15 protein-coding genes and 1 pseudogene are annotated in these 12,009 nt (G+C 65.9%); 4 read left to right on the top strand and 12 right to left on the bottom strand.

Annotation, left to right across the window (positions count from 1 at the left end):
- Window positions 1–76: 76 nt before the first annotated feature.
- Window positions 77–238 (bottom strand): annotated as a pseudogene (locus JAO75_RS20105) (LysE family translocator); the annotation flags it as partial.
- A 218-nt stretch (window positions 239–456) separates the two neighbouring features.
- Between JAO75_RS20105 and JAO75_RS20100 the strand changes: the two are divergent.
- Entirely contained in the window at window positions 457–1,458 is a 1,002-nt protein-coding gene (locus tag JAO75_RS20100) for an adenosine kinase (protein WP_199050926.1), read from the top strand.
- A gap of 152 nt (window positions 1,459–1,610) precedes the next feature.
- Here JAO75_RS20100 and JAO75_RS20095 read toward each other — a convergent pair whose 3' ends face one another.
- Window positions 1,611–2,150: a YidH family protein gene (locus JAO75_RS20095; RefSeq protein ID WP_199050925.1), complete on the bottom strand. Its 540-nt coding sequence runs from the start codon at window positions 2,148–2,150 to the stop codon at window positions 1,611–1,613.
- 117 nt (window positions 2,151–2,267) lie between these two features.
- Between JAO75_RS20095 and JAO75_RS20090 the strand changes: the two genes are divergently transcribed.
- Entirely contained in the window at window positions 2,268–2,765 is a 498-nt protein-coding gene (locus JAO75_RS20090) for a hypothetical protein (protein ID WP_199050924.1), read from the top strand.
- 4 nt (window positions 2,766–2,769) lie between these two features.
- Here the strand turns inward: JAO75_RS20090 and JAO75_RS20085 are convergent, their stop codons facing one another.
- From JAO75_RS20085 to hisB, 10 genes are all read right to left on the bottom strand, one after another.
- Window positions 2,770–3,108: a hypothetical protein gene (locus JAO75_RS20085; protein WP_199050923.1), complete on the bottom strand. Its 339-nt coding sequence runs from the start codon at window positions 3,106–3,108 to the stop codon at window positions 2,770–2,772.
- A 7-nt stretch (window positions 3,109–3,115) separates the two neighbouring features.
- Complete coding sequence (gene coaA, locus JAO75_RS20080) at window positions 3,116–4,093, bottom strand: type I pantothenate kinase (protein ID WP_199050922.1); 978 nt, start codon at window positions 4,091–4,093, stop codon at window positions 3,116–3,118.
- Between the two features lie 16 nt (window positions 4,094–4,109).
- Window positions 4,110–4,430: a phosphoribosyl-ATP diphosphatase gene (locus JAO75_RS20075; RefSeq protein ID WP_199050921.1), complete on the bottom strand. Its 321-nt coding sequence runs from the start codon at window positions 4,428–4,430 to the stop codon at window positions 4,110–4,112.
- A 7-nt stretch (window positions 4,431–4,437) separates the two neighbouring features.
- Window positions 4,438–5,187 carry a type I methionyl aminopeptidase gene (gene map / locus JAO75_RS20070; RefSeq protein WP_199050920.1) on the bottom strand — a complete coding sequence of 250 codons (750 nt, stop codon included), beginning with the start codon at window positions 5,185–5,187 and terminating at the stop codon, window positions 4,438–4,440.
- A gap of 85 nt (window positions 5,188–5,272) precedes the next feature.
- Entirely contained in the window at window positions 5,273–5,929 is a 657-nt protein-coding gene (locus tag JAO75_RS20065) for an aspartate/glutamate racemase family protein (RefSeq protein ID WP_199050919.1), read from the bottom strand.
- A gap of 12 nt (window positions 5,930–5,941) precedes the next feature.
- Window positions 5,942–6,730, bottom strand: coding sequence for an imidazole glycerol phosphate synthase subunit HisF (hisF, locus tag JAO75_RS20060; RefSeq protein WP_199050918.1), 789 nt, complete (start codon window positions 6,728–6,730; stop codon window positions 5,942–5,944).
- Window positions 6,731–6,868: 138 nt separating this feature from the next.
- Window positions 6,869–7,624, bottom strand: a complete 756-nt coding sequence (hisA, locus tag JAO75_RS20055; protein ID WP_199050917.1) for a 1-(5-phosphoribosyl)-5-[(5-phosphoribosylamino)methylideneamino]imidazole-4-carboxamide isomerase — start codon at window positions 7,622–7,624, stop codon at window positions 6,869–6,871.
- The gene (gene hisH / locus JAO75_RS20050) at window positions 7,612–8,262 is read right to left on the bottom strand and encodes an imidazole glycerol phosphate synthase subunit HisH (protein ID WP_199050916.1); all 651 of its coding nucleotides are present in this window, start codon (window positions 8,260–8,262) and stop codon (window positions 7,612–7,614) included. Before hisH ends, hisA begins: the two co-directional genes overlap by 13 nt.
- Window positions 8,259–8,750: a DUF2628 domain-containing protein gene (locus tag JAO75_RS20045; protein WP_199050915.1), complete on the bottom strand. Its 492-nt coding sequence runs from the start codon at window positions 8,748–8,750 to the stop codon at window positions 8,259–8,261. The genes hisH and JAO75_RS20045 overlap by 4 nt, the downstream gene beginning before the upstream one ends.
- 209 nt (window positions 8,751–8,959) lie before the next feature.
- Window positions 8,960–9,547, bottom strand: a complete 588-nt coding sequence (hisB, locus tag JAO75_RS20040) for an imidazoleglycerol-phosphate dehydratase HisB (protein ID WP_199050914.1) — start codon at window positions 9,545–9,547, stop codon at window positions 8,960–8,962.
- A gap of 317 nt (window positions 9,548–9,864) precedes the next feature.
- Between hisB and hslV the strand changes: the two genes are divergently transcribed.
- Entirely contained in the window at window positions 9,865–10,395 is a 531-nt protein-coding gene (gene hslV / locus JAO75_RS20035; RefSeq protein WP_199050931.1) for an ATP-dependent protease subunit HslV, read from the top strand.
- A 138-nt stretch (window positions 10,396–10,533) separates the two neighbouring features.
- Window positions 10,534–11,850 carry an ATP-dependent protease ATPase subunit HslU gene (hslU, locus tag JAO75_RS20030; protein WP_199050913.1) on the top strand — a complete coding sequence of 439 codons (1,317 nt, stop codon included), beginning with the start codon at window positions 10,534–10,536 and terminating at the stop codon, window positions 11,848–11,850.
- Window positions 11,851–12,009 lie beyond the last annotated feature (159 nt).

Here is a 12,009-nt window from a genome sequence, read left to right as displayed (position 1 = left end):
GTGCTCCTTGCGTGGCTCGAAACCCCACAGCTTACGAACAAGCGGGGCAGAAGCACGGCCGGACCATCCCATTACCGAAAGCCGCACCGCCGAGGCCCATGCCGAGGGCAGCGGCAAGGCCGTCAAGGCGGGACGACGTGATGGCAATGCGCGAGACCAGGACGAAGCTCGGACCGGGACTGATCGCACCGATCAGCAAGGCTCCGACGATCGCGGAAAGAACGGCGGTTGCAGACACGGGTAGGCTCCTTGTCGCGAGTGCACAGGGAAGCGGCATCGGGCATGGCACTCCCCGATGATCCAGCCCGCACCGCCCGTTACGCATATCACCGGATTAGGCTTGTTACATTATAAATTACAGTTGCCGGCGGAGTTCTCACGCAAGAGCCTGGCGAACCCTTGACCTCCCCTGCCCCGGATGCGAAAGCGCCCCGTCCTTCACAAACCCGGTGGCCTATGTCCCAGACCCGCATCGACGTTCTCACCCTCGGCAACGCCATCGTTGACGTGCTCGCCCATACGGACGAGGCCTTCCTGCTGCAGAAGAAGGTCCACAAGGGCGCCATGCAGCTCATCGACGAGGCGCGGGCGGAAGAGCTCTACGACGACATGGGCCCGGCGATCATCGTGTCGGGCGGGTCCGGCGCCAACACGGCGGCGGGCGTGGCCTCCTTCGGCGTGAAGGCGGGCTTCATCGGCAAGGTGAAGAACGACGAGACGGGCAAGCTCTTCGCCCACGATCTCAAGGCCATCGACGTCCATTACGACGTGACGCCGGCACAGGACGGCCCGGCCACCGCCCGCAGCTTCATCCTGGTGACGCCCGACGGTGAGCGCACCATGAACACCTATCTCGGCGCCTGCCAGAACCTCACCCCCGACGACGTGAACCCGGACACGGTGCGCGCGTCCAGCATCGTCTATCTCGAAGGTTATCTCTGGGATCCGCCGGCCGCCAAAGAGGCCTTCCGCAAGGCGGTGAAGATCGCCCATGAGGCCGGCAACAAGGTGGCGCTGACGCTCTCCGACGCCTTCTGCGTCGACCGCTATCGCGACGAGTTCCTCGGCCTCATGCGCGACGGCAGCCTCGACATCCTCTTCGCCAACATCCACGAGCTGCAGAGCCTCTACGGCACGTCGGATGCCGACACCGCGCTCGCGGCGCTGCGCGAGGAGAACGTGCTCGGCGCCATCACCCGCTCGGCCGACGGCGCGCTGATCGTCAGCCGCGGCGAGACCAGGGCCGTGCCGGCCTTCCCCGTGGAGCGCGTGGTCGACACCACCGGCGCCGGCGACCTCTTCGCCTCGGGCTTCCTCGCAGGCCTCGTGAAAAACCTCGACCTCACCGACTGCGCCCGCCTCGGCGGCCTCGCGGCGGCCGAGATCATCAGCCATCTCGGCGCCCGCCCGCAGACCAGCCTCAAGGAGATGGCCGAGCAGCAGGGTTTGCTGGGGTAAGGATCGCTGTCATTCCGGGGCCGCGAGCGGAGCCCGGAATCCATAAACGCTAACGCTCCAGGAAGCGGCGTGACGCTCATGACCCTTCTTGAGGCATCGTGTTTATGGATCCCCGCCTGCGCGGGGATGACAATGTCGAGGTTCCTGCGACCTCACCCACCCGTCCGCCCGAACCACAGCCCGAACAGCGCTGCCAGAGACACGAGCGCGAGAAAACCGTTGAAGCCAACGAGCAGGATGGGCGGAATCCGCTGCACGTCCGGTTGCGGTGGCCGGGCGCCGGTGAAGAGCTGGCGCCAGACGGCGGACGCGAAGCAGAAGGCGCTGAACAGGATCAGGATGGAGCCGGTGGAGATGATCAGCCAGTCCGGCACCACGCCCTCCAGAAGCTTCTTCGCGCCGATCCCGGCGGCAAGGGCGGTCAGGCCCGTGCGCACCCAGGCGGCATAGGTTCGCTCGGCGGCGAAGAGCGTGCGGTTGGCGGCCAGTTCCGTGCGCCGGTCGGCGCTGTCCTTCATCTGCACGCTGGCGACGGCCGTGGTCGTGGCCGCGGCCTGCGTGTGGTGCGCCGCCTGCTGTGTGTTTTCCGCAGCCTCCTGGGTCTGCTCGGCGGCTTCCTGGGTCTGGACGGCCGCCTCCTTCGCGTGCTCGGCGCTGCGCTTGAGCTTTTCGTCAACGGGCTGCGTAGGCATGCATCCTCCGATCGTCCGCAGGCACAACGCCTATGATCGCTGAAGGTTGGCAGTGATATTAACTCGCTCTTCTTTGATATGATATTAAGTTCAATAGAACGTCAGAGGTGCGGCCTCATGAACAGCCATCCTATCTCCTCCTGGTTTCCGGTCGAAATCCCGGAGGGTCCTGTCTCGATCGATCCAGGGGAAAACGAACAGGCTATCCTCTGCGATTGCTGTGGGCGCCGCACGATCAGAGTGAACGGCTTCGTGGATCGGCAGGGATGGGCTTGCGCGGTCTATTTCGCCGTTTGGACGGAAGGGCACATTCAAGAGCAGGGTTTGGACGTCATCATCAGCGTCGGCGGATGGGGCGAAGGCATGTCGCACCACCCGCGCCATCTGATCGCTTTGCGCTGCCGTGTAACCGGCGGCTTTCCCCAATTCATGATCCTCGATCCGGTCGAGCACGGCATCGCTAAGGATTGGGCGACAGAAGAAACGAAGTTTCTAGGAACACTCGTCAGCAGAGAAGAAGCTTTGCACCATCCCGACATGAAGGAAGTTTTCCGGCTGGCCGAGCATATCATCTACAACGATCAACGTATTAATGCTGCGCTTCGGGACGGGTGAGGCCTCACAGACTGCTCAGCAGCCACGCAATCCCAAGCCATGAGATGCCGCCCATGACGAACAGGGCTCCCGTCGATAGGCTGGAAATCTTGTCGCCCCACAGCGCATCCATGATCCAGCTCGGCTGATCGGCCGCGCTGGCGGCCATCACCGTGGAGGCGCTCACCCCTCTGGTCGAGCCGAAGACCATGAGGCCTCCGAGCGCGCCCATGCCCAACGCCACATAGGAGGCGACATCGAACATCTCGACGGCAGAGCGCCGGTCGAGGAGCCACACGGCCGCCGCCGTGACGATCAGCGCCAGGATGTTGAGAACGATCAGCCCTTTGGCAAAGCGCTTCATGCCGGTTTCACAGCCGCCGCAGCGCCACCGTCTCGATCCGGTGGCTCGCGCCCTTCTTCAGGATGAGGCTCGCCCGCTGGCGGGTCGGCACGATGTTTTCCTGCAGGTTCAGCAGGTTGATGCGGTTCCACAGACCCTCGGCGATGCCGATGGCCTCCGCCTCGGGCAGCTCCGCATAGCGCCGGAAGTAGGACAGCGGATCGCGGAAGGCCGTGTGGCGCAGGCGCAGGAAGCGGTTCACGTACCAGCGGTGCAGGTCGGCCTCGTCGGCATCGATATAGACCGAGAAGTCGAAGAAGTCGGACACGAAGGGGATGGCCGTGCCGTCCTTGGGCATGCGCGCCGGCTGGAGCACGTTGAGCCCCTCGACGATGAGGATGTCCGGCCGGTCGACCGTCGTCTCCTCGCCGGGCACCACATCATAGACGAGGTGGGAATAGAGCGGCGCCTTCACGTTGCGCTTGCCGGCCTTGATGTCGGCCAGGAAGTGCAGGAGCTTTCCGGTGTCGTAGCTCTCCGGAAAACCTTTGCGCTCCATGAGCCCGAGCCGCGTCAGCTCGGCGTTGGGCAGGAGAAAGCCGTCCGTGGTGACGAGGTCCACCTTCGGGGTGTTGGGCCAGCGGGCGAGCAGCGCCTTGAGCACGCGGGCCGTGGTGGACTTGCCCACCGCCACCGAGCCCGCCACGCCGATGATGTAGGGCACCTTGGCGTCGTTCTCGGCGAGCAGGAAGCGCTGGGTCGCCTTGAACAGCCCCTGGGTGGCCGCAACGTAGAGCGAGAGCAGGCGCGAGAGCGGCAGGTAGATCGCCGCCACCTCGTCGAGTGAGATCGGATCGTTGAGGGATTGCAGCTGCACCACCTCGTCGGCGGTGAGCGTCATCGGCGCATCGGCGCGCAGCTTCGCCCATTCGTCGCGGGAGAAGACCCGGTAGGGCGACAGCCCGTCATCGGTCTCGGGCGTGGAAACCACGTTGGGCTGGTCCATGCGAACCACCTCTCGTTTAGAGCTTGCGCGCGGCCTTTTCCGCAAGCCCTGACTGCGCCGTCCGGCGCTCCAGTTCGGCCATAACGTCACTTAGCGGAATATCGGCGCCCTGCAACACGACCAAAAGATGATACAGCACATCGGCGGCTTCCGCCGTGAGGTTCTCGCGGTCCCCCTCGACGGCCGCGATGGCAGCTTCCACCGCCTCCTCGCCGAGCTTCTTGGCCGCCTTGGCGGGGCCGCCGCCGATGAGCTTGGCCGTGTAGGACTCGGAAGCCGGCGCTGCGGCGCGCTCGGCGACGATGCGGGCGAGGTCGTTGAGGGTGAAGGAGGTCATGGGTGAACTAGCCCGGCAGGGTGACGACAAGGGGACCGTTGCGGGTGGCAACGACGGTGTGTTCGTATTGGACCGTGGGCGCGCGCGGCTCGCTGAACAGGGTCCAGGGATCGTCGCCGTCCTCGGCCCATTCCGCCCCCAGCGACAGGAAGGGCTCCACGGTGAAGACGAGACCCTCGTTCATGATCCGGCGCTCCGAGCGGTCGGGCCAGGTGGCGATCTCCTTCGGCTCCTCGTGCAGGGAATGGCCGATGCCGTGGCTCGCCAGGTTGCGCACGAGGGTGTAGCCGTTCTTCTCGGCGAATTGCCCGATGGCCTGGCCGATGCCGGCCAGCGGCCTGTCGGCCCCGACCTGGCGCAATCCGACCCATAGGGCGCGACGCCCGTCGCGACAGAGCCGCTTGGTCGCGTTCGTGATCGGCGGAACCGCGAAGGACGCGCCGGTATCGGCGAACAGGCCGTTCTTTTCCGCCGAGATGTCGATGTTGACGAGGTCGCCCGCCTCGATCCGGCGCGATCCGGGAATGCCGTGGGCGATCTCCTCGTTCACGCTGATGCAGGTGGCGCCGGGAAAATCGTAGACGAGCTCCGGGCCTGAACGGGCGCCCTCCTTCTCGAGCAGCCCGCGGCCGATCAAGTCGAGTTCCGCCGTGGTCATGCCCGGCTCGAGCGCCGCCGCCATGGCCTCGAGGGCATTGGCCACGATCCTGCCGATCTCCCGCAGCTTGTTCAGATCATCCTCGTTGGAGATCGTCATGGGCTAAATCCCTTATCTGTCCGGGGCTGCGGCGCACTCGTCGACGATGCGGGCGAGACCGAAGGCGGTTATGGGTTCGTCCTGCTCATGCTGCCTTACCGCTTTTGCCCACCATGGCAAGGGCTGCCTTCAGCCCGGCGCCCGGGCTTGTCAGCGGCAGGCCCCTGCGGCAGAGCCCTGCGGCGCCGGTCATCGAGGCCTGGGCCAGGGCGACGGTCTGAACGCCTTCCCCGAAGGCGTGGTCCGCCGCCTCGGCGATCAGCACCAGGTAACGGTCCCTCTGCCCTGCCTTGAACAGATCCCATGCGGCCGGGACGAGCCTCACCTCGACGGTCGCTCCCGTCCCCTGCGCGGCGGATTCGAACAGCGCGCGCGTCGGTTCGAGAGTCGTCGTCACGGCGCAGAGCGCGACGACTGTCCCGCCGCTCTCCGCCGCTTCACGGGCCAGGGCTTCGTCCACCCGCAGGATGGGGCTCGATGCCAATCCCGCGGCCCTGGCGACCACCGGCCCGAGGCTGGAGCAGGTCAGGAGCACGGCGTCGGCTTCGACCGACAGGGCCAGCAGGGCCTCGAGGGTCTTCTCCTCGATGGCCGTGGTCAGCCCCCCGCTCGCCTCGACCTCGGCCAGAAGGTCGGGCCGAACCTCATGCCTGAGCTGCAGGAGCGGAAAATCCCCGTTCCGGCAGCTCTCCTCGAAGACGGCGATGTTGCTCTCGGCGGTGTGCAGGCATGCGATGCGCATGGATCGGTCCGATCAGGGATGAGCCGGCTCGTCCAGCCGCATCTTCAGCCCGGCCCTGGCCATGTAGCCCTTGGCCTCGCTGATGGTGTGGGTGCCGAAATGAAAGATCGAGGCCGCGAGCACGGCGCTGGCGTGGCCTTTGCTCACGCCGTCGACCAGGTGGTCGAGGTTGCCGACGCCGCCGGAGGCGATGACGGGGACCGAAACCGCATCCGCGATGGCACGCACGAGGGCGAGGTCATAGCCGCCCTTGGTGCCGTCCCGGTCCATGGAGGTGACCAGAAGCTCCCCTGCCCCGAGGTCGGTCACCTGCCTGGCGAAAGCGATGGCATCGATGCCGGTGGCGGTGCGGCCGCCATGGGTGAAGATCTCCCAGCGTGGAGGTTCGCCCTCCCCTGAGACCTTCTTCGCATCGATGGCCACCACGATGCACTGGTTGCCGAATTTTTCGGATGCCTCGCGCACGAAATCCGGGTTCTTCACCGCGGCGGTGTTGATCGAGACCTTGTCGGCGCCGGCAAGCAGGAGGTTGCGGATGTCCTCCACCGTGCGCACGCCCCCGCCCACGGTGAGCGGCATGAAGCAGGCCTCCGCCGTGCGCTGCACCACGTCGAGCAGGATCCCCCTCGCCTCGTGGCTGGCGGTGATGTCGAGAAAGCAGAGCTCGTCGGCGCCGGCCGCGTCATACGCCTTGGCGGCCTCGACCGGGTCGCCCGCATCGACGAGATCGAGGAACTGCACGCCCTTCACGACGCGACCGTCCTTCACGTCGAGGCATGGGATGAGACGCACTTTCAGCATGGTTCACTCTTAAATCACCTTCCCCTCGAGGGGGAAGGTCGGACCGCAAGGTCCGGGATGGGGTGGATGCGCGAGGCTGGCAGAACGAGGCGTTTCCACCCTGCCCCGCCGATGCTCGCGCAGCGTCGACCCTCCCCCTCAAGGGGAGGATGAAGCGGGCACTTTCTTCAACAGCGCCAGCGCCTCAACCGGATCAATGCGTCCGTCATAGAGCGCGCGGCCGGAGATGGCGCCGTCGAGCACGGCGCAGTCGGGTTGGGTGAGGCGCTCGATATCGGCCATGGAGGCCAAGCCGCCCGAGGCGATCACCGGGATCGAGACGGCGCGGGCCAATCCTAAGGTCATCGGGAAGTTGAGGCCCTTCAGGATGCCGTCGCGGGCGATGTCCGTGTAGATGATGGCGGCCACACCGGCATCCTCGAACCGGCGGCCGAGCTCTTCGGCCGAGAGGGTCGAGGTCTGGGCCCAGCCCTCCACGGCGACGAGCCCGTCCTTGGCGTCGATGCCCACGGCAATCTTGCCCGGATGAAGGCGCGCCGCCTCGCGCACGAAGTCCGGATCGCGCACCGCCGCCGTGCCGATGATCACCCGGGATACGCCCTTGGCGAGCCAGCCCTCGACGGTCTTCATGTCGCGGATGCCGCCGCCGAGCTGCACCGGAATGCTCATGCGCTTGAGGATATCCTCCACGGCCGCGGCATTCATCGGCTTGCCGGCAAAGGCTCCGTCGAGATCGACCACGTGCAGCCACTCGAAGCCCTGGGTCTCGAAGGTGGCGGCCTGATCGACGGGGGAGTCGTTGAACACGGTCGCCTGGTCCATGTCGCCTTGGATCAGGCGGACGCAGCGGCCCTCTTTGAGGTCGATGGCAGGATAAAGGATCACGGGCGCCACCTTAGGAAATTGGCGATGAGCTTGAGGCCGAGGGCCTGGCTCTTTTCGGGGTGAAACTGGGTGCCGACGAGATTGTCGCGCCCGACGATGGCCGTGACCGATCCGCCATAATCGGTGGTGGCGACCACGTCGGCCGGATCGTTCGGCGACAGGGCGTAGGAATGCACGAAATAGGCGTGCAGGCCGTCCGGCCCGGTGGGGATGCCGTCGAGGACCGGATGCGGCTTTGCCAGCTCCAGGGTGTTCCAGCCCATATGCGGGATCTTCAGGCTCGGATCCTTGGGCTCGATGGTCTTCACGTCGCCATGGATCCAGTCGAGGCCATAGCTCGTGGTGTGCTCGAGGCCCCGGGTCGCCATGAGCTGCATGCCGACGCAGATCCCCAGGAAGGGGCGGTGATCCTCATGGACCCGGCGCTGCAGCACCTCCACCATGCCGGGCACGGAATCGAGGCCGCGGCGGCAATCGGCGAAGGCGCCGACGCCCGGCAGCACGATCCGGTCGGCCTTGGCGACAATATTCGGGTCGGACGAGACTGTGATAGCCAGGTCAAGTTCCGCCTCCCGGGCCGCCCGCTCGAAAGCCTTGGCGGCGGAGTGCAGGTTGCCGGACCCGTAATCGATGATGACGACGCTCACCGGGGACGCTCCGCATCGGGGAAGAGGCCGATCACCGGCTCGGACCGCCTCGGGGTGGACAGGATCGGCGACGGCGCCGGATTGCGGGGCAGGGGGGCGGACCTGGGATCGAGCCAGCGGGCGAAGGCCTTGGCCTCCGCCTCGTCATGGTCGGCGGCCGTCACAGCATCGACCGCGGGACGGCCACGACGGGCCAGGGTCCAGCGCCGGAGGCTGTTGGCCTCGAGGCCGATCAGGCTCTGCAGCAGGAGCTGGGCAATGGTGCCGGCGAGCGGATGCACGTCCAGCACGGCCATGATGCCGCCGAAGGCGAGGACGACGAGCAGCACGGCAAGGCCGGCGAGCCACAGCCGATGAACGAAGAACCACAGGAAGGTGAAGATAAAGGCGCCCCAGGAGAACGCATCCTTCACGAGTTCGGATTCGTCCAAAGCGCTCGGATCACCCGGCCGCGCATCGCGCGGGAGGTGCAGGGTATAGGTGGTCATTGCGACGTTTCCTCAGACCTTGTCCGGTGAGGCGACGATGATCGTCCCGGCCGAAAAGGCGTCTCTTCGAGCATCGGACCCAAAAGTGGTCTCCACTTTTGGGATTGATCCGATGCTCAATTCCTAAGATGGCGCATCGTTTGGCGCGGAAAACCGGTGCCCACTTTTCGCTGGCGCGGCCCGCTGGGTCCGCACGATGCGTTATCGACTTAGAGCGTGCCCTTGGTGGAGGGAACGCGCCCCTCTTCCCTTGGGTCCAGTGCCACGGCCTGACGCAAGACCCGTGCCACGCCCTTGAAGCAGCTCTCGGCGATGTGGTGGCTGTTCTCGCCGTAGAGCGTCTCCACATGGAGCGTCAGGCCCGCATTGATGGCGAACGCCTGGAAGAACTCGCGCACCAGCTCGGTGTCGAAAACGCCGATCTTCTCCGTGGGGAAGGTGGTCCGGAACACCAGGAAGGGGCGGCCCGAGATGTCCAGCGCCACGCGCGTCAAGGTCTCGTCCATCGGCAGATGGATGTCGGCATAGCGCCTGATGCCCTTTTTATCGCCAAGCGCCTTCAGGATGGCCTGACCGAGCGCGATCCCGGTGTCCTCGGTCGTGTGATGCTGGTCCACATGCAGGTCGCCGGTCACCTTCACGGTCAGGTCGAAGTGACCGTGTCGGGCGAACAGTTCGAGCATATGGTCGAGGAAGCCGACCCCGGTGGAGATCTCGGCCTTGCCGGTGCCATCGAGGGCAATCGACAGGGCGATATCGGTCTCGGCGGTACGACGGCTAACGCTCGCGGAGCGCATCATCACAATCCTTTGCGGAACAAGAGACGAGGCCTTCTAGCAAGCTGCGGGGAGAAACGCCACCCGCGTTGCTTTTGGCCGATCAGTGATTAAGTCAGGCCTCAGGCGTCTACCAAACACCCCCTCATCCTGAGGAGCAGCCGAAAGCTGCGTCTCGAAGGAGGGTCCAGAGAGCACTGGAGACGCCTCGTCCTTCGAGACGGACCTGACGGTCCTCCTCAGGATGAGGCTTCTGGTGGGCTTGTGAGGCGCGAGTTGCCGATGACCGTCCTTTGCCCTGCCGGAGCCCTGCCTTGTCCGAAGACGCCACCCCCCGCATGCATGCCACCACGATCCTCATGGTCAGGAGAGGAGGCCGTGTCGTCATCGGCGGCGACGGGCAGGTCAGCCTCGGCCAGACCGTGGTGAAGGGCAATGCGAAAAAAGTCCGCCGCCTGTCCAAGGGCAGCGTGATCGGCGGCTTCGCCGGCTCGACGGCCGACGCCTTCACCCTGTTCGAACGCCTCGAGGCCAAGCTCGAGCAATATCCCGGCCAGCTCACCCGCGCCTGCGTCGAGCTCACCAAGGACTGGCGCACCGACCGCTACCTGCGCCGCCTGGAGGCCATGATGCTGGTGGCCGACAAGGAGGTGGGCCTGCTGCTCTCCGGCGCCGGCGACGTGCTGGAGCCGGAAAACGGCATCATGGCCATCGGGTCCGGCGGCAATTATGCGCTCGCGGCAGCAAGAGCGCTCGCCGAATACGAGACCGACCCGGAGGCCATCGTGCGCCGGTCGCTCGGCATTGCGGCCGAGATCTGCGTCTACACCAATTCGAACATCGTGATCGAAACGTTGGACGCTGCGTAAAACTCACCGTGTCATCCCCGGCGGCCGCGAAGCGGCCGGGAAGGGGATCCAGACACGAAGCGCCTTGATTGTGGATCCCCTTCCCCTCCAGCAGCTTTCGCTGCCTCCGGCCGGGGATGACACCGGAAGACAAAAGACATGACCACCTTTTCCCCCCGCGAAATCGTTTCCGAACTCGACCGCTACATCGTCGGCCAGAACGACGCCAAGCGCGCGGTCGCCATTGCCCTGCGCAACCGCTGGCGCCGTCAGCAGCTCGAAGGGAGCTTGCGCGAAGAGGTGGCGCCCAAGAACATCCTGATGATCGGCCCCACGGGCTGCGGGAAGACAGAGATCTCCCGCCGCCTCGCCAAGCTCGCGGGCGCGCCGTTCCTCAAGGTCGAGGCCACCAAGTTCACGGAGGTGGGCTATGTGGGCCGCGACGTGGAGCAGATCGTGCGCGACCTCGTGGAGATCGGCATCGGCCTGGTGAAGGAGGAGCGCCGCCGTCAGGTGCAGGCCAAGGCCCATGTGGCGGCCGAGGAGCGCGTGCTCGATGCGCTCGTCGGCCAGACGGCGAGCGCCGCGACCCGCGACTCGTTTCGCCGCAAGCTGCGCGCCAACGAACTCGACGACAAGGAGATCGAGATCGAGCTGCAATCGGGCGGAGGGCAGGGGATGCCGATGTTCGAGATCCCCGGCATGCCGGGCGCATCTGTCGGCGCGATCAACCTCTCCGACATGTTCGGCAAGGCCTTCGGCGGCGGCCGGCCCAAGACGCGGCGCACCACGGTGCGGGAGGCCTACGATCCGCTGGTGACGGAAGAAGCCGACAAGATGCTCGACCAGGACGCCATCGTGCAGGAAGCCCTGCGCCAGGTGGAGAACAACGGCATCGTGTTCCTCGACGAGATCGACAAGATCGCCGGCGGCCGCGAGGGCCGCACCGGCGCGGACGTGTCGCGCGAGGGCGTGCAGCGCGATCTGCTGCCGCTGATCGAGGGCACCACCGTGTCGACGAAATACGGGTCGGTGAAGACGGACCACATCCTGTTCATCGCATCCGGCGCCTTCCACGTGTCGAAGCCGTCCGACCTGCTGCCGGAGCTGCAGGGCCGCCTGCCGATCCGCGTCGAGCTCTCGCCGCTCACGGTCGACGATTTCCGCCGCATCCTCACGGAGACGGAGGCGAGCCTCATCAAGCAATCCGTCGCGCTGATGAAGACGGAAGGCGTCGATCTCGTCTTCACGGACGATGCCATCGATGCGCTGGCCGAAGTGGCCGTCGAGGTGAACAACACCGTCGAGAACATCGGCGCGCGCCGCCTGCAGACGGTGCTGGAACGGGTGCTCGACGACGTGTCCTACACGGCGCCCGACCGCTCCGGCGAAACGGTGACCATCGATTCCGGCTACGTGCGCGGCGAGGTGGAGGAACTGGCGAAGAACACCGACCTGAGCCGGTTTATTCTGTAACGTGTCGCTGTCATTCCCGGCGCACGCAGTGCGGGAAGGGGATCCATGGCGAAGCAGTTCTGGTGGATTCCCTTTCCCTCCGCTGACGTGTCCTTCCGGGAATGACACCCTCTCACGTCATGGCCGGCCTTGTGCCGGCCATCCACGTCTTAAGAAATA

Source organism: Microvirga splendida, from assembly GCF_016427565.1.
Classification (GTDB): domain Bacteria; phylum Pseudomonadota; class Alphaproteobacteria; order Rhizobiales; family Beijerinckiaceae; genus Microvirga; species Microvirga splendida.
The sequence above is the reverse complement of the archived record's forward strand: the minus strand, read 5'-3'. Positions and strand labels throughout refer to the sequence as shown.